We start from the raw sequence: 25,503 nt of genomic DNA, 5'->3' as shown, positions 1-25,503 counted from the left end.
GGAACGGAGCTTCCCCAGGCGGGCACTTGTACATCGATCGAATCGAGGGGAGACCCTAATGAATTACAACTGGGACTGGGGCGTGTTCTTCAAGTCCACCGGCGTGGGCAGCGAGACTTATCTCGACTGGTTCATTTCCGGTCTGGGCTGGACCATCGCCATCGCCATCGTGGCCTGGATCATCGCCCTGCTGCTGGGCTCGCTGCTGGGCATCATGCGCACCGTGCCGAACCGCATCGTATCGGGCATCGCGACCTGCTACGTCGAACTGTTCCGTAACGTACCGCTGCTGGTTCAGCTGTTCATCTGGTACTTCCTGGTACCGGACCTGCTGCCGCCGGATCTGCAGGAGTGGTACAAGCAGGACCTGAACCCGACCACCTCGGCCTACCTGAGCGTTGTCGTGTGCCTGGGCCTGTTCACCGCCGCCCGTGTCTGCGAACAGGTTCGCACCGGTATCCAGGCGCTGCCACGTGGCCAGGAATCCGCCGCCCGCGCCATGGGTTTCAAGCTGCCGCAGATCTACTGGAACGTGCTGCTGCCCCAGGCCTACCGGATCATCATTCCACCGCTCACCTCGGAATTTTTGAACGTGTTCAAGAACTCCTCCGTGGCGTCCCTGATCGGTCTGATGGAACTGCTGGCGCAAACCAAACAGACCGCCGAGTTCTCGGCCAACCTGTTTGAAGCCTTCACCCTGGCGACCCTGATCTATTTCACCCTGAACATGAGCCTGATGCTGCTGATGCGCGTGGTCGAGAAGAAAGTCTCCGTGCCCGGCCTGATCTCCGTGGGGGGTAAATAATGGACTTCGATTTCAGTGGCATCGTCCCGGCCATTCCCGGCCTGTGGAACGGCATGCTGATGACCCTCAAGCTGATGGCGATGGGCGTTGTCGGCGGGATCATTCTCGGCACCCTACTCGCGCTGTGCCGTCTGTCCCATAACAAACTGCTGTCGAACATTGCCGGCGCCTACGTCAACTATTTCCGCTCGATCCCGCTGCTGCTGGTCATCACCTGGTTCTACCTGGCGGTGCCATTCGTGCTGCGCTGGATCACCGGCGAAGACACCCCGATCGGCGCGTTCACCTCGTGCATCGTGGCCTTCATGATGTTCGAAGCGGCGTACTTCTGCGAAATCGTCCGTGCCGGCGTGCAGTCGATTCCGAAAGGCCAGATGGGTGCCGCACAGGCACTGGGCATGAGCTACGGCCAGATGATGCGCCTGATCATCCTGCCCCAGGCGTTCCGCAAGATGACCCCGCTGCTGCTGCAGCAGAGCATCATCCTGTTCCAGGACACTTCGCTGGTCTACACCGTGGGCCTGGTGGACTTCCTCAACGCCTCGCGCGCCAGTGGCGACATCATTGGCCGCTCGAATGAGTTCCTGATCTTCGCAGGTCTCGTGTACTTCACCATCAGCTTTGCCGCCTCGGTGCTGGTCAAGCGTCTGCAAAAAAGGTTCGCCGTATGATCTCTATCAAGAACATCAACAAGTGGTATGGGGACTTCCAGGTGCTGACCGATTGCAGCACCGAGGTCAAAAAGGGTGAAGTGATCGTGGTCTGCGGTCCGTCCGGTTCGGGCAAGTCGACCCTGATCAAGTGCGTCAACGCGCTGGAGCCGTTCCAGAAAGGCGACATCGTGGTCGACGGCACGTCGATTGCCGACCCGAAGACCAACCTGCCGAAACTGCGCTCGCGCGTCGGCATGGTGTTCCAGCACTTCGAACTGTTCCCGCACCTGACCATCACCGAAAACCTGACCATCGCGCAGATCAAGGTGCTGGGCCGCAGCAAGGAAGAGGCGACCAAGAAAGGTCTGCAACTGCTTGATCGCGTCGGTCTGGCTGCCCATGCCCACAAGCACCCGGGCCAACTGTCCGGCGGTCAACAACAGCGTGTGGCGATTGCCCGTGCGCTGGCGATGGACCCGATCGTCATGCTGTTCGATGAACCGACCTCGGCGCTGGACCCGGAAATGGTCAACGAAGTGCTCGACGTGATGGTGCAACTGGCCCACGAAGGCATGACCATGATGTGCGTGACCCACGAAATGGGCTTCGCCCGCAAAGTGGCCGACCGGGTGATCTTCATGGATGCCGGCAAGATCATCGAAGACTGCAAGAAAGAAGAGTTCTTCGGCGACATCAGCCAACGCTCCGAACGCGCGCAGCATTTCCTCGAGAAAATCCTGCAGCACTAAAAACCTGCCGGACTCCCCGACAGCAACTGTCGGGGAATCCGGGTGGTTGACCCAAGGCATCTGTGATGAAATGCGACCCCAATCTCTATCGCGCAACCACGCCATCACTTGCCGTGAAACCCCGTCTGATCCGCCATTTGTTCCTGCCGCCGCTGGTCATCATCCTGATGGTCGGGTTGGGTTACGCCGGCTTCTGGATCAGTGAACACTTCGGCATTCGCAGCCTCAGCGAAAACGGCCAGCGTCAGCTCGAACTGAACGCCCGTGCCGTCGAAAGCGAAATCAGCAAATACACCTACCTGCCCAGCCTGCTGGAACTCGAATCGAGCGTTTCGCAGTTGCTGGACGACCCGACCCCGGAACACCGGCAAACGGTCAACGATTACCTGGAAGGCCTGAACCGGCGCAGCCGCAGTCGAGCCATCTACGTCATGGACACCACCGGCCGCGTCATGGCCACCAGCAACTGGCGCGATGTCGACAGCTACCTCGGCGAAGACCTGTCGTTCCGCGCCTATTTCCAGCACGCCATCCGCGGCCAGCCCGGACGTTTCTACGGGATCGGCAGCACCAACGGCGAACCCGGCTATTACCTGGCCCACGGCCTGGAGGAACACGGCAAGATCATCGGCGTCGCGGTGGTCAAAGTGCGCCTGGAAGCCATGGAAGAGCGCTGGCAACGGGCGCGCCTGGAAGCCTTCGTCAGTGACGAGAACGGCATCATCATTCTCTCCAGCGATCCGGCCCGACGCCTGAAATCCGTGGTGCCACTGAGCGACGAGACCAAGGAAAAACTCGCCCGCAGCCTCCAGTACTACTGGTTCCCGCTCAACGAACTGCAACCTCTGGCCCGGGAAACCCTGGCCGAAGGCGTGGAAAAACTGACCTTCCCGGCCAACAGCGAAGTCGATGCCGACGAGGAAAACATCAGTTACCTGGCGCAAACCCGGCCGCTGAGCGACACACCGTGGAATTTCACCCTGCTCACACCGTTGCAGGACCTGCGGCGCGAAGCGATCAATCAGGGGATTCTGGTGGCGGTCGCCTTCGCCCTCGTGGCCTTTCTGCTGATCGCCTGGAACGAGCGCCGCAAGGTCATCGCCACCCGCCTCGCCGCCCGGGAAGCCCTGCAGGAAGCCAACAATCAGCTGGAGCGTCGGATTACCGAACGCACCGCCGATCTGCGCGCCAGCAATGACCGGCTCAAGAGTCAGATCCGCGAACGCCGTCAGGCCGAAGAAACCTTGCGCCGTGCCCAGGACGAACTGGTGCAGGCCGGCAAACTCGCGGCCATCGGCCAGATGTCCACCAGCATTGCCCACGAACTGAACCAGCCACTGGCAGCGATGCGCACCTTGTCCGGCAATACGATTCGCTTTCTGGAACGTGGTCAGCTCGACGTCGCCAGCACCAACCTGAAAACCATCAATGACCTGATCGACCGCATGGGTCGGATCACCGCCAGCCTGCGCTCGTTCGCCCGGCGCGGCGACGACAAGGGTCGCGCCAGCCTCGGCAAAGCCGTGGACGCCGCGCTGCAAGTACTCGGTGCCCGTGTCGAAAAAGCCGCCCTGCAAGTGCATCGTCAGTTCATTGATGAGCAAGTGCAGATCGACCAGACACGGCTGGAGCAGATTCTGGTCAACCTGATCGGCAACGCCCTCGACGCCATGCAGGCACAACCGCTGCCGGAGCTGTGGCTGGAGGGCGAAGAATTCGACGGCAAATATCGCCTGCGAGTACGCGACAACGGCCACGGTATCGACGCCGAAGCGCGCAAGCATCTGTTCGAGCCGTTCTTCACCACCAAACCCGGCGAACAGGGTCTGGGCCTCGGCCTGACTCTCTCCGCCAGCCTGGCCGCCGCCACCGGCGGACACCTGGGTGTCGAACACCCGGCCAGCGGTGGTACCACCTTCGTCCTCAGTTTACCGTTGGTAAGCCCTACTCCTGCCGAGCCAATATGAACAACGACCTTAGTGTGCTGATCGTCGAAGACGATCCCCATGTGCTGCTCGGCTGCCAGCAGGCCCTGACCCTGGAAGACATTCCCTGCATCGGCGTCGGCAGTGCCGAAGAAGCGCTGGAGCGGGTCGGCGACAATTTCGCCGGCATCGTCATCAGTGACATTCGCCTGCCCGGCATCGATGGCCTGGAACTGTTGACCCGTCTCAAGCAACGCGACCGCAGCCTGCCGGTGGTGCTGATCACCGGTCACGGCGACATCTCCATGGCGGTCGGCGCGATGCAGAAAGGCGCCTACGACTTCATGGAAAAACCGTTCTCCCCGGAACGGCTGGTGGACGTCGCCCGGCGTGCGCTGGAGCAACGCAGCCTGGCTCGCGAAGTCTCGTCTCTGCGCCGGCAACTGGCCGAGCGCGACTCCCTTGAAGGACGGATCATCGGTCGCTCGCCAGCCATGCAGAACCTGCGCGAACTGATCGCCAACGTCGCCGACACCTCGGCCAACGTGTTGATCGAAGGCGAAACCGGTACCGGCAAGGAACTGGTCGCCCGTTGCCTGCACGACTTCAGCCGCCGCCACACCAAGCAATTCGTTGCGCTGAACTGCGGCGGCCTGCCGGAAAACCTGTTCGAAAGCGAAATCTTCGGCCACGAGGCCAACGCCTTCACCGGCGCCGGCAAGCGGCGGATCGGCAAGATCGAACACGCCGACGGCGGCACGCTGTTCCTCGATGAAGTGGAAAGCATGCCGCTGCCACTGCAGATCAAATTGCTGCGGGTGTTGCAGGAGCGCACCCTCGAACGCCTCGGCTCGAACCAGAGCGTGGCGGTGGATTGCCGGGTGATCGCAGCGACCAAGTCCGACCTCGACGAATCGAGCAAGGCCGGGGAATTCCGCAGCGACTTGTACTACCGCCTCAACGTGGTGACGCTGGAGCTGCCGCCCCTGCGCGAGCGCCGCGAAGACATCCTGCAACTGTTCGAACACTTCACCCAGCAATCGGCCCTGCGCTTCGACCGCGCACTGCCGGAGCTGGACAACCAGACGCTGTCGAGCCTGATGAGCCACGACTGGCCGGGCAACGTGCGTGAACTGCGCAACGTCGCCGAACGCTTCGCCCTCGGTTTGCCAGCGTTCAAGAAGTCCGGTGCCAGCAGTGGCGGCCAGGGCCTGGCGTTCGCCGAAGCGGTCGAAGCCTTCGAACGCAACCTGCTCAGCGACGCCCTGCAACGCAGCGGCGGCAACCTGACCCAGGCCAGCCTCGAACTGGGCATGGCCAAGACCACGCTGTTCGACAAAGTGAAAAAATACGGCCTGAGCCATTAAGCGAGAACGATGTGGATCTGATTTTCAAGGCAATGATCGGTGCGGCGGTGGTGGTGATCCTCGCCATGCTGGCCAAGACCAAAAACTACTACATCGCCGGCCTGGTGCCGCTGTTTCCGACCTTCGCCCTGATCGCCCATTACATCGTCGGCAAGGGACGCTCGGTCGACGACCTGAAGACCACCATCGTGTTCGGCATGTGGTCGATCATTCCGTACTTCGTGTACCTGGCGACGCTGTACGTGATGGTTGACCGGATGCGTCTGGAAGCTTCACTGGCCGTGGCGGCTGTCGCGTGGCTGATGGCGGCGACGGTGCTGGTCAGCGTCTGGGTACGCCTGCACGCCTGACAGCTGCCGTATGGGAGAGGGCCTGGCCCGTCCCTTGCATTTACCCCCGAAAGCCCGCCCGGCCGGCGCTCATGTTCGATGAGGCCGGTGTCTGGGAGGGTCTGCCAAGGGTGAATTGCGACCTTGAACATTTTAGATCTCGACCACAGCCTGACCGGTCAGGCGTCCATTGCGCGGCTGCTCGACAGCGGCCGCGCCCAACGCCTGGACCTGCTCGACCTCGGCCCGAAACTGCGGCTCTGGTCCAGCGAACGGACCTTTCGCCGCTTTACCGAACGCCTGCGTGAGCGGCCCCGGCACAGCGGCCCTGCACCGGAAATCTTCTTCGTCGGCTCCGGCGACTATCACCATCTGACGCCGGCCTTCCTGACTGACCTGCCCGAGCCGGTAAGCCTGATCCACTTCGACAATCATCCCGACTGGGTTCACTTTGCCCCCCGTCGCCACTGCGGCTCGTGGGTCAATCAGGCCCTGAAACTGCCGAACATCGAACGCATCGTCACCCTCGGGCCGTGCAGCGACGATCTGCAAAATCCGCAGATCAAGGGCGGCAATCTCGGTGCCCTGAAACGCGGTGTGTTGCAGCTGTTCCCGTGGCAGCACCCGCCGTCGAAAGTCTGGGGCCGGGTCGGCGATGGCGCCGGTCATCAGCAACAGGAGAACCTGCTGCACTGGCACAACCTGGCCGATCAGGACTGGACGGCGTTTCTCGACCAGATGATCGCCAGCCTGCCCACCCAGGCGGTTTGGATCAGCATCGACAAGGACGTGCTGGCCAGCGAGGACGCCGCGACCAATTGGGATCAGGGCCAGATGCGCCTGAGCCATTTGCTCCAGGCTATCCGCAGCCTGGCCGCCAGCAAGCGCATCCTCGGTATCGACATCTGCGGCGAGTTCGCCCGCCCGGCCTTCAGCAACGCGTTCAAGCGCTGGGAAGCCAAGTCCGACCAGCCGCCGGCCGAGCGCTGGAGCGAAACCGATCTGCTGCGCAACTCAGCAACCAATCAAGCGTTGATCGAGTTGTTCGAGGAGCTGTTCCCATGACCCTGACCGTGATTTTGCTGGTGGCGTTTTCCATTGTGCTCGACGTGATCGGCCAGCTCTGTTTCAAACTCGGCCTGGACCGTTTGCCTGAGCTTGAGGGCGGTTTTCGGCTGGGGGCGTTCTGGGGCCAGGTGTTCAACGCACCGCTGCTGTGGTGCGGGATCGGCGCCTACGTGATCGAGTTTTTCGTCTGGCTCGAAGCGCTGTCCCGGGCGCCGCTGAGCCTGTTGTTCCCCGCCGCCGCGCTGGCGTATTGCGGCGTGGTGCTGGCCGGCAAGCTGTTCCTTGGCGAGACCGTCAGCCGCCGCCGCTGGATGGGCACTCTGGTGATTACGGCGGGCGTGATGCTCGTGTGTGTCGGCCATGCCTGATTCTCAACTGATACTCAAAAGGAATGGCTCGATGGATTGGCTTCACGGCCGCCTCGGCACCGTGGTGCTCTGGGCGTTGCTGATCATTCTGGAAAGTGGCGGGCAGATCGCGACCAAGGTCGGCGGCGATCAACTGGGGCAAATGGACTTCACCCTGCAATGGTTGCTCAACGTCGCCCAGGCACCGGGCGTACTGTTGGCGATTGCCTGTTACATCGGTGCGTTCTTTGTCTGGATGCTGATTCTGCGACGCAGCAGCCTGTCCCTGGCGTTTCCACTCAGTTCGCTGGTGTTCGTCGGTGTGCTGCTGGGGTCGTGGCTGGGGCTGGGAGAACAGATCAGTGTGCTGCACTGGGTGGGTGTGGCCGTGATCATGGGCGGCATTGCGCTGCTGGCCGAGGGCGAGGAAAACTGAGGAAATCGATGGTGGGAGCCTGCTGGCTCCCACGTTGTGTACGGTTCAATCCTTGCGATGCGCCACCAGAAAACCGAGGCCATGGGCCACCGGAATGTCCTTCACCCCCGCCTCCCGCTGTTGCCCGGCGATCTCCCGGTGAAAGGCCTTGACCCGGGTCCAGTGCATTTTCGGCCGGTAGTGGTGTTCGGCGTGGTAGCCGTTGTTCATCCACAACAGGTTGTAGAGCGGGCTGTAGGCGCTGACGCCCCAGGCAATCGGCGAATCCGGGTTGCCGCCAAAATGCTCGTAGTAGCCGTTGAGCGATGACAGCGCCTGACCCAGATACCAGAACGGCAACAACACCAGCACCGCCCGCCAGTCATACGCAGCCAGCCCCAGGTAAAACGCCACTGTCACGCCGATCTCCACTTTGACCCAGCGTGCATCGTCGGGACGCTTGCGACGCATCTCGTCGTAGATCGGCTTGGGATCATCGCGAAAGAAACTCAAAAAGGTGTAGGCCCAGGGATTCTCGGGCTGGCCGTCCTTGCCTCTCTGATAGATCGACAGCGGATCGATGGTCTTGCCATCGGCCCCCGGCCGGTCCGAATTGCCCCGGTGATGGCGGTTGTGGATGTCGCGGTAGAGGGTCTGGGAGAAACCGATGGTCACCGACAGCAGCAGGTCAAAGGCTCGGTTGAGCCACGCCGGCGTGAAGTAGGCGTTGTGGATCTGATTGTGGGAAATGCTGTTGATGCTCCACGACAGGCTCACCGCATAGCCCAGCGCCAAAGGCAGCAACGCCCACCAGGACAGCGCATGAAAGGCTGTGACCAGCCACACGACAAAAGCGAAATGGGCCAGGCCGAGGGCGATGGGAATCAGGTCCCACAGCGAGTGGGCCAGCAGACGATAAACAGGGCGAGCCATGAAGAACATCCTGAAACAATGGGTTCGACACGGCTGTCTGCAAAGGCCAGACCAGTTCCCGCCTGGCTCACTTGAATTTATAGGCGATCGCCATCTGCACCTCGCCCTGATTGGTATCGCCGACGCTTTTGACAATGCTGCTGTCGGCCGCCGAGTTCGTCAGGTGAATCCAGCTGGCGCTGGCCACCAGCGACCATTGAGGCGCGATAGGGAACTCGAAACTCTGGGTCAGCGCAATATTCTGCAAGCCGCCGCCGGCGTTGTACGCACGGATGCCGGAGGCCAGGGCTTCCTTGTCGCTGACGCCGAAGAACGTGTTGTTTTGCCGGGCATTGGCGAAATGCGCGGTCAGATTGCTGCTGCCGATCACGCCGCCGCCCAGTGGATAGCCGATCTCGCCACCGACCCGACCGAGCACGCCGCCCTGCCCGCCGCCACCGCCGATGGCCTGGCCAACGGACGCGAACACCCGCCAGAAGTCGGCCGGGGCGTACTGCACAAAACCACCTGCCTCGGCCATGTCGGGCACATCGCGCAACCCGCGCAATTCGCCGTTGGAGGTACGGCCGGGCAGGTAATTCACATAAGGGCCGGCGCTGAAACCGTTGGCCTTCAAGGCGCTCCAGGTCAGGCCATCGTCGGTGCTGAGGCTGACATCGCCCCAGTCCAGATCGAGATACGGTATCGGTCGGGTTTCATAACGGCTGCCGCTGGGATCATGAGGCTGATAACCCAGGCCCACGCCCGCCTCCCCGGTAATCCCCTGCGCCATTGCGCCTGCTGAAAAAGCGCTCAGCGCCGCCAGTAAAAGCAGTGTCTTCCTCTTCATGAGGCCATTCCTTTAATTGAACATGCGCGCATCAATCCCCGGATGCCGCCCACCGCGCAAGCACTCATGTTGTTTGTAGCAAGCTACAAAAATTGTAGCTTCGAATCGCCAAAGCACCTCATCAGCCCCGCCAACAAGGGGGCCGAAGCACTTGGCACAGTCCCTGCTCTACCCCTCGGCAAGCGCACACAACGCGCTCTGACCAATAGGTAATGCAGATGATTGACTGGCATATCGTGTGTGATTTCGACGGGACCATCACCCGCACCGACGTGATCGACAGCATTCTCGAACGCTTCGCCGACCCGAGTTGGGAAGTGATCGAAAACCAGTGGCTGGCCGGTGAAATCGGTTCCCGTGAATGCCTCAGCCGCCAGCTCTCGCTGGTCAAGGCCACGCCCGGCCAATTGCTGGAATTCTTCGACAGCATCGAAATCGATCCGGACTTTCCCGACTTCGTCGACCACGCCATCGGCCTGGGCGCATCGTTCGAAGTGGTCAGCGACGGCATCGAACAAGGCATCGCGCGGATTCTTTCGCGCAACTACGTGACCCTGCTGCCGATCCTCGCCAACCGCCTGCGACAGCTGGATCACGAAAGCTGGCGCATCGACTTTCCGTATTCCAGCGATGCCTGCCGCGCGGCCTCCGGCAACTGCAAATGCAAATCCACGCCCGGCAACAAACGGGTGCTGGTGATCGGCGACGGCCAGTCCGACATGTGCGTGTCGTCCACCGCCGACTTCGTCTTCGCCAAGGGTCGCCTCGCCGAATACTGCGAACGCAACGCGATCCCTTACGCCCGCTTCGACAGCTTCGCTGAACTGCCGGCGCTGCTGGCCCTGCTGCCAAAGGCCAGCGCCGCCAACGCCACCTCTTTCAATGCCGAAGCTTTCAACTCGGAAACTTTCAATACAGAAACACAGGAACTCTTCCACCATGTCTGATATTCGAATTGCTACTGCGGAAGACCAGATTCTTCTGGAAAAAGAAGCCAAGTACTGCTCCTACGGCGACACCGTTCACTACATCGAACCGCCGCGCATTTTCAGCCGCTGCGAAGGCTCCTACGTCTGGGACACCGAAGACCAGGCCTACCTCGACCTGCAAATGTGGTACTCGGCGGTCAACTTCGGTTACGCCAACCCGCGCCTGAACAACGCGCTGAAACAGCAAATCGACACCCTGCCGCAGATCGCCAGCCAATACCTGCACAAAGGCAAGATCGAGCTTTCGGAAATGATCGCCGTGGACGCCAAGAAGAAGTTCGGCCTCGACGGTCGCGTGCACTTCAACGTCGGCGGTTCGCAGTCCATCGAGGACTCGCTGAAAGTCGTGCGTAACGCCAGCAACGGCAAAAGCCTGATGTTCGCCTTCGAGGGCGGTTACCACGGTCGTACCCTCGGCGCCTCGTCGATCACCTCCAGCTACCGCTATCGCCGCCGCTACGGCCACTTCGGCGAGCGCGCCAATTTCATCCCGTTCCCGTACCACTTCCGCGGCCCGAAAGGCATGACCAAGGAAGAGTACGGCAGCCACTGCGTGCAGCAGTTCGCCCGCCTGTTCGAAACTGAATACAACGGCGTCTGGGACCCGAAAGTCGGCCAGAGCGAATACGCAGCGTTCTACGTCGAGCCGATCCAGGGCACCGGCGGCTACGTGATTCCACCGATGAACTTCTACAGCGAACTCAAGCATGTGCTGGACCAGCACGGCATCCTGATGGTGGTCGACGAAATCCAGATGGGCTTCTATCGCACCGGCAAGCTGTGGTCGATCGAACACTTCGACGTCAAACCGGACGTGATCGTCTTCGGCAAGGCACTGACCAACGGCCTCAACCCGCTGGGCGGCATCTGGGCCAAGGAAGAACTGATCAACCCGAAAGTCTTCCCGCCAGGTTCGACCCACTCCACCTTCGCCTCCAACCCGCTGGGCACCGCCGTGGGCCTGGAAATGTTCAAGATGACCAGCGAAGTCGACTACGGCGCGATGGTCATGGCCAAGGGCAAATACTTCCTCGAAGGCCTGCAGGACCTGCAGAAACGCTACCCGATCATCGGCGACGTCGATGGCCTGGGCCTGGCCCTGCGCTGCGAAATCTGCGGCCCGGACGGTTTCACTCCGGACAAGGCCACCCTGGACTTCATGGTCGAGGAAGGCATGAAAGGCGACATCGAGATCGACGGCCGCAAACTGGGCCTGATCCTCGACGTGGGCGGCTACTACAAGAACGTGATCACCCTCGCGCCATCGCTGGAAATCAGCTACCCGGAAATCGACCTGGGCATCGCCCTGCTCGACCGTCTGCTGGCCCGGGCGATGAAACGATGAACGCGGCCGGGATCGATCTGGGCGAAGGCGACGCCGGTTTCGTTCTCGGCACAGGGGAGGTCGCGGTGTTGTTGATCCACGGCCTCACCGGCACCCCGACGGAGTTGCGTCGGGTCGCCGTGGGACTGGCCAAGGCCGGTTGCACGGTGTACGTGCCGACCCTCGCCGGGCACTGCGGCGGCAATGCCGATTTGCAGGCCACCGGCTGGCGCGACTGGTACGAAGGTGTGCGCAAGACTTTCGTCGGCATCCGTCGCCAGCACAGCAAAGTGTTTGTCGGCGGCCTGTCGATGGGTGCGGTGATGTCGATGTACGTGGCGTCCGAGCATCCGGGCCAGGTGGCCGGGTTGCTGATGTATTCCACGACCCTGAAATACGACGGTTGGAGCATCCACAAACTGGCGTTCCTGACGCCGTTGCTGATGAAAATCCCGTTCGGCGTGCACATCTGCAAGTTCGAGGAGAAACCACCCTACGGCATCAAGAATGAACGCCTGCGAGCCATCGTCGAACGGCAGATGAAGGAAGGCCACAGCAGTGAGGCCGGCCTGCTGACCATGGAGGGCGTGACCGTGCGCGAACTGCATCGGATGAACGCCGTGGTGCGCAAACGCATGCCTTCCATCACGGTGCCGGCCCTGGTGCTGCACTCCATCGAGGACGACATCACCAGCCGCTGGAACGCCGACTACGTGGAACGCAAGCTCGGTGGCGAAGTGGTGAAAATCCTGCTGGACGACTGCTATCACATGATCACGGTCGACTTGCAGTACCGACGCGTCGTGGAACTGAGTGTGCAATTCATCCAGAACCACCGCACCGACCTGCCGCTCACCGCGCCCTCCCTGCCAACCGAGGAATACCGGCAGCGGGCGTGAGTCGACTGCAAAACGATATGCCTTGCCGGTTAAGGAAACGACGTGATCACGGCCCAAGCCTTTTCAACCATCGAAGCGATTGATCGCGACGCGTGGAATGCCTGCTTTCCCGAGGAGCTCGAAGACTGGGCCTATTATCGCGCCGTCGAACAGGCCGGCATCGACGGCTTCCAGTGGCGCTACCTGGCGCTGTTTGAAGACAACCACCTGATTGCGGCGGTCGTGGCCTTCACGACCGCCTATTCGCTCGACACCACCCTGCAGGGCACCGGCAAACGCTTGAGCCAATGGCTGCGCAGTTGCTGGCCGGGGCTGTTCGACATCCGCCTGTACGCCCTCGGTTCGCCGGTGGCGGAGCAGTGCCACGTCGGCACCCTCCCGTCTATCGATCCGGCTCGCTTGCCGTCTCTGTTCTCACGTCTGCTGAATCTGGCCCGTGAGGATGCCGACCAGGCCGGGGTCGGCCTGCTGGCCGTCAAGGATGCTTCCCACCGCAATCCGCAATGGCTCCAGGCCTGTCGCGAGGCCGGGTTGCAAAGCATGCCGGGGTTGCCCGGTGCCGAGCTGCCGATCACCTTCGCATCGGTCGACGCCTACCTCGGCACCCTGGGCAAATCCACCCGCAAGGACTTGCGCCGGACCCTGCGTGGTTCGGGCCCGCGCATCGAATGGCGGCGCTCGGTCGACGACCTGCTGCCGACCATGATGCGTCTCTACGAAGCGACCCTGGCCCGCAGCGACCTGACGTTCGAGTGCCTGCCGGCTGCGTACTTTCGCCAGGTGCTGGAACACCTCGACGAGCGTGCTGCCTGTGTTTTGTACTGGGTCGGCGATGAGCTGGTAGCGTTCAACCTGGTGCTGCTGGACGAGCAACGGCTGGTCGACAAGTTCTTCGCCCATGATCTGGCCCGGACCCGCGAGCACAAACTGTACATGCGCAGCTGGCTGGCCAATGTCGGCTACTGTATTGAACATCGCATCCCGATCTACGCGTGCGGCCAGGCCGGTTATGCCAGTAAGCTGCGCCTGGGTTGCTCGTTCGTCGGCAACACCGTGTTTTTCCGCCACCGCCATCCCGTGCTCAATCAACTGCTGCGGCTGGTGAAGTTATTCATCCGCCCGGATCGTACCGACCCGGCCATGGCGACTGCGATAAGCGAACAACAATAAGCGAGCATGATGATCAACGACCGACGCGCCACCGCCCGACCCTTCGCCCTCTCCGGCTGGAGCCTGCAACGCAAGCTGGTGCTGGCGTTCTGGCTGGTCAGCGTGATCCCGACCATGATCGCCGCGGAACTGGCGGCCACCACCCTGTCGCAGATTTTCGACAGCAACGTGCGGATCTGGCTGCAGGAATCGACCAAGATCGTCGAGGACGAGATTCGCGAGATCGTGCGCGACAACGCCCGCGTCGCACAGTTGTTCCTGCGCTACACCCGCCCGCCCACGGACCGGCAGTCGTCCAGACGCGACAAGCTCACCGCTGACATCGCTGACTCCATGGGCATCGACGTGGTCGCCCTGGTGCGCAACAGCGATCACAAAGTGGTATTCAGCACTGCCGCCGATGACATCGTGCGGCAAATCAGCACCGCGCCCAAAGCCGTGCTGCAGACTCTGCAGGTCGGCGGCGTGGCGACCGGCGCCGTGGTTTCAACCTTCGAAAGCGATCAGGACGGCACCGACTACAAACTGATTGTCGTGACCTACCTCGATAACAGTTTCCTCACCAGCGTCGCCGACGTGCACTCTCTGGATCTGCGCCTGTACCTGGCCAAGGGCGCCGACTTCTCGGAAATCTTTTCCACTCAGCGTTTTGAAGATCACCCGGCGATCGTGCCTGCAAAAATCGAGGACCAACTGCGCAGCACCAAGTTGCCGATCGAGCAGTCGACCAACCGCTACAGCGGCATCTACCGACCGATTCTCAACGAAAACGGTGAACTGCAAGGCGTGGTCTTCAGCGGTCTGCTGCGCCACACGACACTGGTCGGGCTGGTGAACCAGAGCAACCTGTTCATCCTGATCTTCATCCTCAGCTCGGCGGCTTCGCTCGCGGTGGGCTGGCTGGTATCCCAGCGCCTGACCATGCCGCTGCGCGGCCTGGCCAAAGGCGTGCAAGCGGTGATCGCCGGCGACTACCGTCAGCGCCTGCCCGTCACCGGCGGCGATGAACTGGCGGAACTGAGCAGCACCTTCAACCACATGAGCGAACGCCTCGGCGAGTTGCAACACCTGGAATCGCAACTGCGACGCCGCGACCGCTTGCATGCGCTGGGTGAAGTCGCGATGGGCCTGGCCCATGAAATCCGCAACCCGCTGGGCATCATCAAGACCGCCACGCAACTGCTGCACCGGCGCGCCGACCTGCCGGAGACCGACAAGCGTCATCTGGAATACGTGGTCAGCGAAGTCAGCCGCATCAACGACCTGATCACCGAATTTCTCGACTTCGCCAAGCCCAGCGCGCCGCTACGCTCGACCCAACTGGCGCGGCCGCTGGTGGATGAGCTGGTGGGCTTCTGCGCCCCGGAACTGGCCAGCCACAATATCGATGTGCGGATCGACGACCGCGCTCCCGCCGCCACCCTGTATGCCGATGCCCGGCAACTCAAGCAGGCCGGCCTGAACCTGATCGTCAACGCCATCGATGCCATGCCCGACGGCGGTCGCCTGACCCTGGGCATCCACAGCGATAAGCACAATACGGTCATCAGCGTCAGCGACACGGGCCAGGGTATCGAAGCAGACATGCTCGAGCGGATCTTCACGCCGTTCGTCACCACCAAGGCGTCCGGCACCGGGCTCGGCCTGGCCAAGGTGTTCTCGATCATGGAAAGCCATGACGGGCGCATCGAATGCGTCAGCGAAAAAGATGCCGGGGCCACGTTCAGCCTGTACATTCCGGCCAACGGTGAAGATTTCGACGAGGACAGCGATGACACATAACGTACTGGTGGTCGACGACGAGCCCAAGCTCTGCGACCTGCTGGCATCGGCCTTGAGTCAGAACGACATTGTGGTGTTCACCGCCGGCAACGGCCTGCACGCGCTCAAGGTGCTGGAAGCCGAAGACATCGATCTGGTGATCAGCGACTGGCGCATGCCCGGCATGGACGGCCCGCAACTGCTGGCGGAAATCAAAAACCGTTTCCCGCAGTTGCCGGTGATCGTCATGACCGCCTACAGCACGGTGAAAAACGCCGTGCAGTCGATGCGCAACGGCGCCTTCGACTACATCGCCAAACCTTTCGACATCGATGAACTGGACATCACCGTCAGCAAGGCCCTGCAATTTCGCGACATCCTCAAAGACAACCAGCGCATGCGCGCCGAGCTCGACGAACACCAGCAGATCGACAGCCTGGTCGGCGACAGCCCGAGCTTTCGTCGGGTACTGAGCGCGATCGACTCGGTGCGCGAAAGCAACGCCACCATCCTGCTGACCGGCGAAAGCGGCACCGGCAAGGAAATGGTCGCCCGGGCCATCCACAAGCACGGCAACCGCGCCGACAAGCCGTTTGTCGCGGTCAACTGTGCGGCGATCCCGGAAGGTTTGCTGGAAAGTGAAATGTTCGGCCACCGCAAAGGCGCGTTCACCGGTGCGGTGGCGGACCGGGTCGGGCGCTTCCAGCAGGCGGACAAGGGCACGCTGTTTCTCGATGAGATCGGCGAGATGCCTTTGGCACTGCAAGCGAAAATCCTCCGCGCCTTACAGGAACGCATCATCGAACCAGTGGGCGATCCGCGCGAGCGCAAGGTCGATGTGCGGGTCATCGCCGCGACCAACAAGAACCTGCTGGATGCGGTGGCCAACAAGGAGTTTCGCGAAGACCTGTATTACCGCCTCAACGTGTTCCCGATTCCGTTGCCGGCCCTGCGTGAGCGGGTCGAAGACATCGCGCCGCTGGCCCGGCATTTCGCCCACACCCTGGGCGCTGCGGCGGGCAAACGCTTTAGCGGTTTCAGTGCCGAAGCGTTGCAGGCGATGGCCCGCTATTCGTGGCCGGGCAATATTCGTGAACTGCAGAACTGCGTCGAACGCGCGACCATCGTAGCGTCCGGCGCAGAGATTGAAGAGCAGGACTTGCCGGCCTATCTGTTTGCCTCACAGCCGACCGAGCCCGGCACCCTGGTCGCTGAAGGCAGCGTGCCGGCCGACCTGGAAGCGGCATTGGCCGAGGTGGAAAAAGCCTACATCCTCGCCGCGCTGGCGCAGAGCAACGGCGTGCAGGCTGCGGCAGCGCAGTTGATCGGGATTTCCGAGCGCAGTTTCTGGTATCGACTGAAAAAACTGGGGATTCACGTGGACAAGATCGTCCGCTAGCCACGGTTCCCGAACAATGCCCGGGAACCCTCGCAGCATCAGTTCACCGTGCCACCCTTCGCCTCGCTCATGATCTGCCGGATCGCCCCGACAAAGGTCTCGACCGGCTGCCCGCCACTGACCGCGTATTGCCCGTTGAACACCACGGTCGGCACCGAGCTTACGCCGCGCGACAGCCACAATTGCTCTTCCTTGCGCACGTCGCTGGCGAATTCGTCGGATGCCAGAATCGCCTCGGCACGCTGTCGGTCGAGGCCCACGCTTTCGGCAATCTGCGCCAGTTGCCCGTGATCGGACGGGTTGCCGCCATCGGTGAAATACGCCTTGAACAGCGCCTCTTTCAACGGCAACTGCAAGCCCTCCTCCCCGGCCCAGTGCAGCAACCGATGAGCATCGAAGGTGTTGTAGATGCGGCTGTTCGAATCGGTGCGAAAACTGAAACCGACATCGGCACCTCGGGAGCGGATCACTTCACGATTCTTCTGTGACTGCTCCGGGGTCGATCCGTATTTTTCATGGATATGTTCGCCGATGTTCTGCCCTTCCGGCCCCATCTTCGGGTTCAGTTCGAACGGCTGGAAACGGATCTCGGCCTGCACCTCGTTGCGCAAAACCTCTAGCGCCCGCAGCAGACCGTACAGACCGACGACGCACCACGGGCAGGACACGTCGCTGACAAAATCGATTTTCAGGGCAGAACTCATGACTCACCTCGCGCGTTCAATCGTGGCCAAAGACCTGCACGATACACCCGCTAGAGCAGATTGCGCTCGGTCACCGGTTCGATCTGCGCCCAGTGCGAGGTGTCTTCACGGTGTTGCTGCAAATACGGCAACACCGCCGCCAGCAACGGCGCCTTGAACGCCTCCTGGAAACGATGGGCCAGACCTGGAATCAGCTTCAACTGGCTGCCGCGAATGTGCGCCGCCAGATGCACGCCGTGCATCACCGGCAGCAATGGGTCGGCCGTGCCGTGAACCACCAGCGTCGGCACCCGCAATTGATTGAGCAATGCCACGCGGCTCGGCTCGGCAAGGATCGCCATGATCTGACGCTTCACGCCTTCGGGGTTGAACGCCCGGTCATAGGACACCGCCGCCTGATGCAACAGCATCTGACGATCATCGGTGACCATCGGGCTGCCCAGCGCTGCCAGCAGATCGGCCTGTTGCTCCAGCGCCACTTCGCGATTGGGTGCGCCGCGTCGCGACAGCAACTGCACCAGCGCCGCGCTCGGTGCCGGCAGGCCTTCGGCACCGGAGCTGGTCATGATCAGCGTCAGGCTCTCGACCCGTTGCGGCGCCATGGCCGCCAGGTGCTGGGCGATCATCCCGCCCATGCTCGCGCCGAGCACGTGGAATTGCTCGACGTGCAACGCGTCCATCAGGCCCAGCGCATCCTCGGCCATGTCGGTCAGGCTGTAAGGCGCCGCCACCGGCAGACCGAGCTTGTAACGCAGCACTTCAAACGTCAGGTTGGCCTCGGCCGGCGCCTGGCGCCAGGTCGACAGGCCGACATCGCGGTTGTCATAACGAATCACCCGAAAACCCTGCTGACACAGGGCGATCACCACTTCATCCGGCCAGTGAATCAACTGCCCGCCCAGCCCCATCACCAGCAACAACGCCGGATCCGACGCACGACCAATGCTCTGGTACGCCAGGCTCACCTGCTGCAGATCGACCCGTTCGGTCGGTACATTGACGTCGCAACGCGACGCCGCATAAGACGCCTGCCCGAAAAAAACCGCGGCCAACAACGCCGCGATTGCAAAAAATCCCTTGAACATGAAAAACACCGAAACGCAGAACCCCAGTAGAGCGCGAGTCTGATGAAGTTTGTTCAAGCGCGCTGCCACAGTTCGATGACAGTTTGATGAAGAGTGCCGAGCGGTCGAATCTGCGGGAGCGAAAAGACTCGCTCCCGCAGGGTTATGGGTTACGCCAACTGACTGCGCAGTTGCCGTGCTGCCGCGACCATGTTGATCAGTGCCGCTTCAGTCTCAGGCCACGCGCGGGTCTTGAGGCCGCAATCGGGGTTGACCCACAGACGCTCTGCCGGGATTCGTTTCACGGCTTTGCTCATCAATTTGACCATTTCGGCCGTGTCCGGCACCCGTGGCGAGTGGATGTCGTAGACGCCCGGGCCGATGTCGTTCGGGTAGTCGAACGCTTCAAAGGCCTCCAGCAGTTCCATGTCCGAACGCGAGGTTTCGATGGTGATCACGTCGGCGTCCATGTCGGCGATGGCCTTGATCACGTCGTTGAATTCGCTGTAGCACATGTGGGTGTGAATCTGGGTTTCATCCTTCACGCCCGAGGCCGTCAGGCGGAACGCGTCCACGGCCCAGTCGAGGTATTCCTGCCATTGCGCACGGCGCAGCGGCAGGCCTTCGCGGAACGCGGCTTCGTCGATCTGGACGATCTTGATCCCGGCGTTTTCCAGATCCACCACTTCGTCACGCAGGGCCAGCGCCAGTTGCTGTGCCTGGACTTTGCGCGACACGTCTTCGCGGGGGAACGACCACATCAGCATCGTCACCGGGCCGGTCAGCATGCCTTTCATGACCTTGTCGGTCAGGCTCTGGGCGTAGGTGATCCAGTCCACGGTCATGGCGTTCGGACGAGACAGATCACCATAAATCACCGCCGGTTTGACGCAACGGGAACCGTAGCTCTGGACCCAGCCGAACCGGGTGAACAGGTAACCATCGAGCTGCTCGGCGAAGTACTCGACCATGTCGTTGCGCTCCGCTTCACCGTGCACCAGCACATCGAGGCCCAGACGTTCCTGGACTTGCACCGCATGGCGGATTTCGCTGCGCATGGCATCGTGGTAATCGTTGGCCGACAGCTTGCCCTGCTTGAACGCCTGACGGGCCAGACGGATCGAGCCGGTCTGCGGGAACGAACCGATGGTGGTGGTCGGGAACGTCGGCAATTTCAGACGCGCCTGTTGTGCGGCGATGCGTTTGGCGAACGGCGAATGGCGCTGGCTGTCGCTGGCGCCGATCGCGTTGATCCGCGCCTGCACGTCGGCCTTGTGAATACGTGGCGAGCGGGCGCGGCTTTCTTGGATGGCGCGGCTTTCGGCCAGTGCGCGTTGCACTTTCGGCGCTTGCGGATCGTTCAGCGCATCACGCAAAACCGAGATTTCGCTGCACTTCTGCACGGCGAAGGCCAGCCAGCTTTTCAGTTCCGGATCGAGCTTGTCTTCACGCTCGACATCCACCGGGCTGTGCAGCAGCGAGCAGGAACTGCTGACCCACAGGTTGTCGCCAAAACGCTCCTGGGCCGGTTGCAGTTGTGCCAGCGCCTGTTCCAGTTCGCAGCGCCAGACATTGCGACCGTTGACCAGGCCCACCGAAAGAATCTTGTAGGTCGGCAGGCGATCCAGCACCTGACCGAGCTGATCCGGCGCACGCACCGCATCGATGTGCAGCCCTTGCACCGGCAAGCCGACGGCGAGGCCGAGGTTGTCTTGCAGACCGCTGAAATAGGTCGCCACCAGTTTCTTCAACGGCGAGTACTGAAGGATGTGATAGGCGCGTTCGAACGCACTTTTCCACGCCTGCGGCAGGTCGAGGGTCAGGATCGGTTCGTCGATCTGCACCCACTCCACGCCCTGCGCGGCGAGGCGACCGAGGATTTCGTTGTAGACCGGCAGCAGGCGCTCGAGCAGGTCGAGCTTGTCGAAGTCGTTGCCTTTCGCCTTGCCCAGCCACAGGTAAGTCAGCGGGCCGATGATCACCGGTTTGACGTTGTGACCGAGGGCCTTGGCTTCTTCGACCTCATCGAACAGCTGTTCCCAGCTCAGTTTGAACGACTGGTCTGCGGTGAATTCCGGGACCAGGTAGTGGTAGTTGGTGTCGAACCACTTGGTCAGTTCTTGCGCATATTGGGTCTTGCCATGTTCGCCGCCACAGCAGGAAGTCGTGGCGCCACGGGCCATGGCGAAGAGTGTGTCGAGGGTCGGCAGGCCGCGTTCATCGCGCACGCCGTCAAAGCGCTCGGGGATCACACCGAAGGTCAGCGAATGGGTCAGCACCTGGTCGTACCAGGCAAAGTCGCCGACCGGCAGCAGATCGATGCCGGCATCTTTCTGCAGTTGCCAGTGTTTGGCGCGCAGCTCACGGCCGACCTGATTCAAAGCGGCCTGATCAAGATCGCCTTTCCAGTAGGCTTCGAGGGCTTTTTTCAGTTCGCGGTCGGCGCCGATGCGCGGGAAACCAAGGGTGTGGGCCACGGCCATGTCGAGTGTTCTCCATTGCGTAAAAGATGGCGCCATTGTCGACAGTCAGGGCAACATGAGACAAACTCAACCTTTTCGTGTTGATCACAAATTTTCCTCATGGAGCCTGCAGTGCTTGAGATCCGTCACCTGAAAACCCTGCACGCCCTGCGCGAAGCCGACAGCCTGGTCGATGCGGCCGACCGCCTGCACCTGACCCAGTCGGCGCTGTCCCACCAGTTCAAGGAACTGGAAGAACGCATGGGCATGCCGTTGTTCGTGCGCAAGACCAAACCCGTGCGTTTCACCAGCGCCGGCCTGCGCCTGCTGCAACTGGCGGACGCGACCCTGCCGCTGCTGCGCGGTGCCGAACGTGATATCGCGCGCCTGGCCGGTGGCACCGCCGGGCGTCTGCACATGGCGATCGAATGCCACAGCTGCTTCCAGTGGCTGATGCCGACCATCGACCAGTTCCGCGATGCGTGGCCGGAAGTCGAACTCGACCTGGCCTCGGGTTTCTCCTTCGCACCGCTGCCGGCGTTGGCCCGGGGTGACCTGGATCTGGTAGTGACCTCCGATCCGTTGGAAATTGCCGGCATCACCTACGTGCCGCTGTTCACCTACGAAGCGATGCTCGCGGTCGCCAACCAGCACGCATTGGCGAGCAAACCGTACATCGTCCCCGAAGACCTGCTGACCGAAACCCTGATCACCTACCCGGTCGAACGAGATCGCCTCGATATCTTCACCCGCTTCCTCGAACCGGCCGACATCGAACCGGCGCAGGTGCGCACGTCAGAGCTGACGGTGATGATGATGCAACTGGTGGCCAGTGGTCGTGGCGTGTGCGGCATGCCGCACTGGGCGCTGCATGAATACAGCTCACGGGGTTACGTGAAGGCCAAGCGGCTGGGCGAGAAAGGTCTTTTTGCGACGCTGTATGCGGCGATCCGTGCCGACATGCTGGACGCGCCGTACATGCGCGATTTCCTGCTGACGGCCAAGGACACGTCGTTCTCGACGCTGGATGGGGTCAGCGCGGTTCGTTGAGGCTGGCGGTTGGCACGAAAGGCGCGCACCACATGTGGATCTTGTCGAAGTAGTCCTCGCCGACCCGCACCGCCATCGGCTCCAGGCCGAACTGGACGAAGCCGCAGCGCTGGTACAGATGAAACGCCGCCTCGTTGCCGGCAGTGACGGTCAGTTGAATGACTTTCAGTGCCGGATGCTGCTGCGCTTCCCCCAGCACGGCCTCCATCAGTTTCAGGCCCAGCCCGCGCAGACGAAACTCAGCCGACACATACATGCCGAAGACCGTTGCCTTGTGCCGGGCCTTTTCCCGAGGCTCGAACGCCAGGCCGACGATACCCGCCAGCCGGCCTTCTTCGAACGCGCCGAACACCGCATCAAGCTTGCTGGTCAGGCGCGATTCCCACCAACTCAAGGGCATCGCCGCGCGCTCGCGCACGCTGGAGGTGAACGCCTGCGGATGCCGGTCATAGGCTTCCAGCATCAATTCGCGATAGGCCAGCGCATGACTGGCGTCCAGCCGTTCGATCCACATGTTCAAGCCGACCGGCGTTGTTCAAGCATCAGCCGTACGGCCAGACCGCCGAGCACAAATCCCATGAAATAACGCTGCGCCGCCAGCCAGGTCGGATTGCTGACGAACCACGACGCGATGCCCGCCGCGAACAGCGCGATCAACAGGTTGACGCTGAAACTGACGCTGATCTGGGTCAGGCCGAGAACGATGCTTTGAGTGAACACCGAGCCGTGTTCCGGGGTAATGAACTGCGGAAATACCGAAAGGTAGAACACTGCGATTTTCGGGTTCAGGGCGCTGGTGAGAAAGCCCATGGTGATCAGTTTGCGCGACGAATCCGCCGGCAGTTGCTGCGCCTCGAACGGCGAACGCGCGCCGGGCTTCACCGCCTGCCAGGCCAGCCACAGCAGGTACAGCGCACCGGCCCATTTCAACACTTCATAGGCCATCGGCACCGCGAGAAACACCGCGGTCAAACCGGCGGCCGCCGCGAACAGATGCACGAAGAACCCCGCCACCACGCCGAGCAGAGAGGTCACTCCGGCCTTGCGTCCCTGACAGATCGAACGGGAGATCAGGTAGATCATGTTCGGCCCCGGCGTCAGTACCATCAGCAGTGCAGCGGCAGCAAAAATCAGCAGGTCTTGAAGCGGGATCATGACGAAGTCCTTTGTACGAATGATCAGGCGATCGCAGTCAGCGAGGCTCGATAAAACGGCAGGATCAGGTCACGTGTCAATGGGGCGAGAACGACATCGCCATCGGTGGCCGGATCGATCCAGATCACCTCTTCGATCTCGGCGGCCGGGGAGACGTCGGCGTCGATGGTCAGTTGAAAGATCTCGGCCTGCACGACAAACCCCGGCTCGTTGGCAGCCGGTGCCGAGAACTGGCCGAGAAAAGTCGCCTGCGCCGTATCGATCACCAGCCCCAGTTCTTCCTCCAGCTCACGGGCCAGCGCATGTACCGGCAGCTCATGGGCCTCGATCTTGCCGCCGGGCTGCATGAACGCCGTGGTGTCGCGCTTGCGCACCAGCAGGGTCTGGCCGTCGGGGTTGAGCAGCAGCGCGGCGGCAATACGAATGATGCGGGGGAAAACAGCGGATACAGAGGTCATGGGACAGCCACCGGCCTTGAGAAAAACCGCAAGGATCCCATGCCGGCGGCGCCAGCGTCACCTCATACGGTCTCAAGACTGGGCCAGAAGCGCCGCCTCGCCCTCCTCCGGCACTTTTACGAACACCTTGTATTTGCCACCTTCCATGGCTTCGAAACTGATCAGTTTGTCCACCAGCAGTGCACTCAGCACCTTGCCGGCATTGAGCAGCAACATGCCGTTATCGGCATTGAGGTTGCGCGCCAGCATCATCCCCGCCGCCAGTTCCCGGGTGCCCAGCACCTTGACGCTCGGATCGGTCAGGGTGATGTCGCTGACCATCGCGCACACCTTGATGAAATCCTCGATCAGCTCGGGATCATAGAGTTTGCCGGCGTACTGACGCAGGTACAGCAACGCTTCATCGCTGTTCATCTGCCGCTCGAGAATCAACCCGCGCTGCAACTCGACAAAATCCACCGCCAGTTTCAACAGCCGCGAGCCCAGGGGAATCGCCTCGCCCTTGAGCCGGTCGGGAAACCCGCTGCCGTCCCAATGCTCCTGATGGTGCAGGATCAGCCGCGCGGCATCCTTCATCGGGTCCAGGGTCATCAGCAGCGACTCACTCTGCTTCGGATAACCCCGATAGCGGTCGCGTTCGGTGCTGTGCAGCAGGTCCGAGGGGGTGGTCATCATGCTGTCGGTCCAGCTCAGCTTGCCGATGTTGTACAGCGCGGCGGCCATGGTCAGGTCACGGCTGGCGGCTTCGTCCAGACGATGCACCTTGCAGTAACCGCGCACCAGTTCAATGATCTGCCGGTTGGTCTGCTTGGCCGGTGGCAGGCGCAGGTTGGCGAGCAACGAGAACACTTCGGTGCCGGTCACATAGCTGTGCTTGAGCTCCTCGTAGGCCAGGTCGAGCATGTCGGCGGTCTGTTGCAGCTCGGCGGTACGGGCGCTGACGTGTTTTTCCAGGGTGCTGTTGAGCAACTTCAACTGATCGTTCTGCACCCGGGTCAGTTGCTCCAGGCGCTCGCGCTCACGGGCCAGATGTTGATGTTCCAGCGCCTGGCGCAGGATCAGGAGCATTTCTTCGTCGTTCCAGGGTTTGCTGATATAGCGGTCGATCTGCCCTTCGTTGATGGCCTTGATGATCGCCGAAGGGTCGGCATACCCCGTCAACATGATCCGCGTGGTCGCCGGATACAGCTGGTGAACGTTGGCCAGCAAGGTGGCGCCGTCCATGTTGGGCATCCGCGCGTCACTCATCACCAGATCGACCGGGCGTTGCGCCATCATTTCCAGTGCCTGGGTACCGCTGGTGGCGAGCAACACATCATAGGGCTGGCCACGCAGCAGACGGCGCAGGCTGTTGAGGATCGACTCCTCGTCATCGACCAGCAACACGGTGGGCCGGTGGGTCAAAGTCGGGGCGGATTGCTCTTCCATGGCGAGGCCTCACGGGAAACGGTGGACATGACAGGCGTCTCGGCAGACCTCCTCGCTTGCCCGCGCCTCAGTGACAGGCTAGATGATTTTTTCGCGCAGACCGCACAAATCATCGGGTAAGGCGAAGTGCCGAAGGGGCAACTATGCTCAAGTCGCTGGACGACACCATCGGCCTGCGCGCAGGCGTGTGATGAGGGGAAAAGGATGCTCCCGATGACGA

General features: G+C 61.8%; 25 protein-coding genes. 16 read left to right on the top strand and 9 right to left on the bottom strand.

The annotated features are described in order from the left end of the window. The first annotated feature begins 58 nt into the window (after positions 1 to 58). The 9 genes from AC07N4_RS22185 to AC07N4_RS22145 all read left to right on the top strand — a co-directional run bounded on the left by AC07N4_RS22185 (position 59) and on the right by AC07N4_RS22145 (position 7,679). A complete protein-coding gene (locus AC07N4_RS22185) occupies positions 59 to 805 on the top strand; it encodes an amino acid ABC transporter permease (protein ID WP_273540485.1) in 747 nt (248 codons plus the stop codon). Beyond that, positions 805 to 1,476 (top strand): amino acid ABC transporter permease, encoded by a 672-nt coding sequence (locus tag AC07N4_RS22180; RefSeq protein ID WP_102620769.1) that lies wholly within the window; start codon positions 805 to 807, stop codon positions 1,474 to 1,476. Before AC07N4_RS22185 ends, AC07N4_RS22180 begins: the two co-directional genes overlap by 1 nt. Then, on the top strand, positions 1,473 to 2,207 hold the full coding sequence (locus AC07N4_RS22175) for an amino acid ABC transporter ATP-binding protein (RefSeq protein ID WP_102620770.1): 735 nt from the start codon (positions 1,473 to 1,475) through the stop codon (positions 2,205 to 2,207). The genes AC07N4_RS22180 and AC07N4_RS22175 overlap by 4 nt, the downstream gene beginning before the upstream one ends. Before the next feature lie 65 nt (positions 2,208 to 2,272). After that, the gene (aauS, locus tag AC07N4_RS22170; protein ID WP_096818478.1) at positions 2,273 to 4,174 is read left to right on the top strand and encodes a two-component sensor histidine kinase AauS; all 1,902 of its coding nucleotides are present in this window, start codon (positions 2,273 to 2,275) and stop codon (positions 4,172 to 4,174) included. Continuing rightward, entirely contained in the window at positions 4,171 to 5,499 is a 1,329-nt protein-coding gene (gene aauR, locus AC07N4_RS22165) for a two-component response regulator AauR (protein ID WP_102620771.1), read from the top strand. The genes aauS and aauR overlap by 4 nt, the downstream gene beginning before the upstream one ends. A gap of 20 nt (positions 5,500 to 5,519) precedes the next feature. Beyond that, positions 5,520 to 5,849, top strand: coding sequence for a GlpM family protein (locus AC07N4_RS22160; protein ID WP_173861349.1), 330 nt, complete (start codon positions 5,520 to 5,522; stop codon positions 5,847 to 5,849). Positions 5,850 to 5,972: 123 nt separating this feature from the next. Further along, positions 5,973 to 6,893 carry an arginase family protein gene (locus tag AC07N4_RS22155; RefSeq protein ID WP_273539859.1) on the top strand — a complete coding sequence of 307 codons (921 nt, stop codon included), beginning with the start codon at positions 5,973 to 5,975 and terminating at the stop codon, positions 6,891 to 6,893. Continuing rightward, positions 6,890 to 7,264 (top strand): DMT family transporter, encoded by a 375-nt coding sequence (locus AC07N4_RS22150; RefSeq protein WP_085730163.1) that lies wholly within the window; start codon positions 6,890 to 6,892, stop codon positions 7,262 to 7,264. The genes AC07N4_RS22155 and AC07N4_RS22150 overlap by 4 nt, the downstream gene beginning before the upstream one ends. Positions 7,265 to 7,295: 31 nt before the next feature. Then, entirely contained in the window at positions 7,296 to 7,679 is a 384-nt protein-coding gene (locus AC07N4_RS22145) for a DMT family transporter (RefSeq protein ID WP_373874115.1), read from the top strand. A gap of 45 nt (positions 7,680 to 7,724) precedes the next feature. Here AC07N4_RS22145 and AC07N4_RS22140 read toward each other — a convergent pair whose 3' ends face one another. Both AC07N4_RS22140 and AC07N4_RS22135 read right to left on the bottom strand, forming a co-directional pair. Then, entirely contained in the window at positions 7,725 to 8,591 is an 867-nt protein-coding gene (locus AC07N4_RS22140) for a fatty acid desaturase (protein ID WP_273539861.1), read from the bottom strand. Positions 8,592 to 8,658: 67 nt separating this feature from the next. Continuing rightward, on the bottom strand, positions 8,659 to 9,420 hold the full coding sequence (locus AC07N4_RS22135) for a MipA/OmpV family protein (RefSeq protein WP_096818491.1): 762 nt from the start codon (positions 9,418 to 9,420) through the stop codon (positions 8,659 to 8,661). 218 nt (positions 9,421 to 9,638) lie between these two features. On the opposite strand from AC07N4_RS22135, the gene AC07N4_RS22130 reads away from it, so the two are divergent. From AC07N4_RS22130 to AC07N4_RS22105, 6 genes are read left to right on the top strand one after another with little or no spacing between them, the layout of a single operon-like run. Continuing rightward, on the top strand, positions 9,639 to 10,367 hold the full coding sequence (locus tag AC07N4_RS22130) for an HAD-IB family phosphatase (RefSeq protein WP_096818663.1): 729 nt from the start codon (positions 9,639 to 9,641) through the stop codon (positions 10,365 to 10,367). Further along, positions 10,360 to 11,754, top strand: coding sequence for an aspartate aminotransferase family protein (locus AC07N4_RS22125; protein ID WP_096818493.1), 1,395 nt, complete (start codon positions 10,360 to 10,362; stop codon positions 11,752 to 11,754). Before AC07N4_RS22130 ends, AC07N4_RS22125 begins: the two co-directional genes overlap by 8 nt. Then, positions 11,751 to 12,632, top strand: coding sequence for an alpha/beta hydrolase (locus tag AC07N4_RS22120; protein ID WP_102620775.1), 882 nt, complete (start codon positions 11,751 to 11,753; stop codon positions 12,630 to 12,632). The genes AC07N4_RS22125 and AC07N4_RS22120 overlap by 4 nt, the downstream gene beginning before the upstream one ends. A gap of 42 nt (positions 12,633 to 12,674) precedes the next feature. After that, positions 12,675 to 13,802: a GNAT family N-acetyltransferase gene (locus tag AC07N4_RS22115; RefSeq protein ID WP_096818497.1), complete on the top strand. Its 1,128-nt coding sequence runs from the start codon at positions 12,675 to 12,677 to the stop codon at positions 13,800 to 13,802. A 9-nt stretch (positions 13,803 to 13,811) separates the two neighbouring features. Next, on the top strand, positions 13,812 to 15,584 hold the full coding sequence (locus AC07N4_RS22110) for an ATP-binding protein (protein ID WP_273536752.1): 1,773 nt from the start codon (positions 13,812 to 13,814) through the stop codon (positions 15,582 to 15,584). Then, complete coding sequence (locus AC07N4_RS22105; RefSeq protein ID WP_493066032.1) at positions 15,574 to 16,962, top strand: sigma-54-dependent transcriptional regulator; 1,389 nt, start codon at positions 15,574 to 15,576, stop codon at positions 16,960 to 16,962. Before AC07N4_RS22110 ends, AC07N4_RS22105 begins: the two co-directional genes overlap by 11 nt. Positions 16,963 to 17,000: 38 nt before the next feature. Here the strand turns inward: AC07N4_RS22105 and AC07N4_RS22100 are convergent, their stop codons facing one another. From AC07N4_RS22100 to metE, 3 genes are all read right to left on the bottom strand, one after another. After that, the gene (locus AC07N4_RS22100; protein ID WP_493066033.1) at positions 17,001 to 17,666 is read right to left on the bottom strand and encodes a DsbA family oxidoreductase; all 666 of its coding nucleotides are present in this window, start codon (positions 17,664 to 17,666) and stop codon (positions 17,001 to 17,003) included. Between the two features lie 50 nt (positions 17,667 to 17,716). Further along, positions 17,717 to 18,751 (bottom strand): alpha/beta fold hydrolase, encoded by a 1,035-nt coding sequence (locus AC07N4_RS22095; protein ID WP_273536743.1) that lies wholly within the window; start codon positions 18,749 to 18,751, stop codon positions 17,717 to 17,719. Positions 18,752 to 18,900: 149 nt separating this feature from the next. Beyond that, positions 18,901 to 21,213, bottom strand: a complete 2,313-nt coding sequence (gene metE / locus AC07N4_RS22090; protein ID WP_493066034.1) for a 5-methyltetrahydropteroyltriglutamate--homocysteine S-methyltransferase — start codon at positions 21,211 to 21,213, stop codon at positions 18,901 to 18,903. A 111-nt stretch (positions 21,214 to 21,324) separates the two neighbouring features. Here metE and metR point away from each other — a divergent pair, with 111 nt between their 5' ends. Continuing rightward, positions 21,325 to 22,242, top strand: a complete 918-nt coding sequence (gene metR / locus AC07N4_RS22085; protein WP_096818509.1) for a transcriptional regulator MetR — start codon at positions 21,325 to 21,327, stop codon at positions 22,240 to 22,242. Here metR and AC07N4_RS22080 read toward each other — a convergent pair. From AC07N4_RS22080 to nosR, 4 genes are all read right to left on the bottom strand, one after another. After that, entirely contained in the window at positions 22,226 to 22,756 is a 531-nt protein-coding gene (locus tag AC07N4_RS22080; protein ID WP_273536750.1) for a GNAT family N-acetyltransferase, read from the bottom strand. The genes metR and AC07N4_RS22080 overlap by 17 nt on opposite strands. Positions 22,757 to 22,758: 2 nt before the next feature. Then, positions 22,759 to 23,397, bottom strand: coding sequence for a LysE family translocator (locus AC07N4_RS22075; protein WP_493066035.1), 639 nt, complete (start codon positions 23,395 to 23,397; stop codon positions 22,759 to 22,761). 23 nt (positions 23,398 to 23,420) lie between these two features. Further along, entirely contained in the window at positions 23,421 to 23,855 is a 435-nt protein-coding gene (locus tag AC07N4_RS22070) for an NUDIX hydrolase (RefSeq protein WP_493066036.1), read from the bottom strand. Between the two features lie 72 nt (positions 23,856 to 23,927). After that, on the bottom strand, positions 23,928 to 25,283 hold the full coding sequence (gene nosR / locus AC07N4_RS22065; RefSeq protein ID WP_096818516.1) for a response regulator c-di-GMP phosphodiesterase, NosR family: 1,356 nt from the start codon (positions 25,281 to 25,283) through the stop codon (positions 23,928 to 23,930). Between the last annotated feature and the right edge of the window lie 220 nt (positions 25,284 to 25,503).

The sequence above is a fragment of the Pseudomonas sp. GW821-FHT09E04 genome, assembly GCF_059416185.1.
The sequence above is the reverse complement of the archived record's forward strand: the minus strand, read 5'-3'. Positions and strand labels throughout refer to the sequence as shown.

Excerpts from the sequence above, each read along its gene's own strand:
- AC07N4_RS22185 (WP_273540485.1), top strand. The coding sequence starts at position 59 with ATGAATTACAACTGGGACTGGGGCGTGTTCTTCAAGTCCACCGGCGTG.
- AC07N4_RS22180 (WP_102620769.1), top strand. The coding sequence starts at position 805 with ATGGACTTCGATTTCAGTGGCATCGTCCCGGCCATTCCCGGCCTGTGG.
- AC07N4_RS22175 (WP_102620770.1), top strand. The coding sequence starts at position 1,473 with ATGATCTCTATCAAGAACATCAACAAGTGGTATGGGGACTTCCAGGTG.
- aauS (WP_096818478.1), top strand. The coding sequence starts at position 2,273 with ATGAAATGCGACCCCAATCTCTATCGCGCAACCACGCCATCACTTGCC.
- aauR (WP_102620771.1), top strand. The coding sequence starts at position 4,171 with ATGAACAACGACCTTAGTGTGCTGATCGTCGAAGACGATCCCCATGTG.
- AC07N4_RS22150 (WP_085730163.1), top strand. The coding sequence starts at position 6,890 with ATGACCCTGACCGTGATTTTGCTGGTGGCGTTTTCCATTGTGCTCGAC.
- AC07N4_RS22145 (WP_373874115.1), top strand. The coding sequence starts at position 7,296 with ATGGATTGGCTTCACGGCCGCCTCGGCACCGTGGTGCTCTGGGCGTTG.
- AC07N4_RS22140 (WP_273539861.1), bottom strand. The coding sequence starts at position 8,591 with ATGGCTCGCCCTGTTTATCGTCTGCTGGCCCACTCGCTGTGGGACCTG.
- AC07N4_RS22135 (WP_096818491.1), bottom strand. The coding sequence starts at position 9,420 with ATGAAGAGGAAGACACTGCTTTTACTGGCGGCGCTGAGCGCTTTTTCA.
- AC07N4_RS22130 (WP_096818663.1), top strand. The coding sequence starts at position 9,639 with ATGATTGACTGGCATATCGTGTGTGATTTCGACGGGACCATCACCCGC.
- AC07N4_RS22125 (WP_096818493.1), top strand. The coding sequence starts at position 10,360 with ATGTCTGATATTCGAATTGCTACTGCGGAAGACCAGATTCTTCTGGAA.
- AC07N4_RS22120 (WP_102620775.1), top strand. The coding sequence starts at position 11,751 with ATGAACGCGGCCGGGATCGATCTGGGCGAAGGCGACGCCGGTTTCGTT.
- AC07N4_RS22110 (WP_273536752.1), top strand. The coding sequence starts at position 13,812 with ATGATCAACGACCGACGCGCCACCGCCCGACCCTTCGCCCTCTCCGGC.
- AC07N4_RS22105 (WP_493066032.1), top strand. The coding sequence starts at position 15,574 with ATGACACATAACGTACTGGTGGTCGACGACGAGCCCAAGCTCTGCGAC.
- AC07N4_RS22100 (WP_493066033.1), bottom strand. The coding sequence starts at position 17,666 with ATGAGTTCTGCCCTGAAAATCGATTTTGTCAGCGACGTGTCCTGCCCG.
- AC07N4_RS22095 (WP_273536743.1), bottom strand. The coding sequence starts at position 18,751 with ATGTTCAAGGGATTTTTTGCAATCGCGGCGTTGTTGGCCGCGGTTTTT.
- metE (WP_493066034.1), bottom strand. The coding sequence starts at position 21,213 with ATGGCCGTGGCCCACACCCTTGGTTTCCCGCGCATCGGCGCCGACCGC.
- AC07N4_RS22080 (WP_273536750.1), bottom strand. The coding sequence starts at position 22,756 with ATGTGGATCGAACGGCTGGACGCCAGTCATGCGCTGGCCTATCGCGAA.
- AC07N4_RS22075 (WP_493066035.1), bottom strand. The coding sequence starts at position 23,397 with ATGATCCCGCTTCAAGACCTGCTGATTTTTGCTGCCGCTGCACTGCTG.
- AC07N4_RS22070 (WP_493066036.1), bottom strand. The coding sequence starts at position 23,855 with ATGACCTCTGTATCCGCTGTTTTCCCCCGCATCATTCGTATTGCCGCC.
- nosR (WP_096818516.1), bottom strand. The coding sequence starts at position 25,283 with ATGGAAGAGCAATCCGCCCCGACTTTGACCCACCGGCCCACCGTGTTG.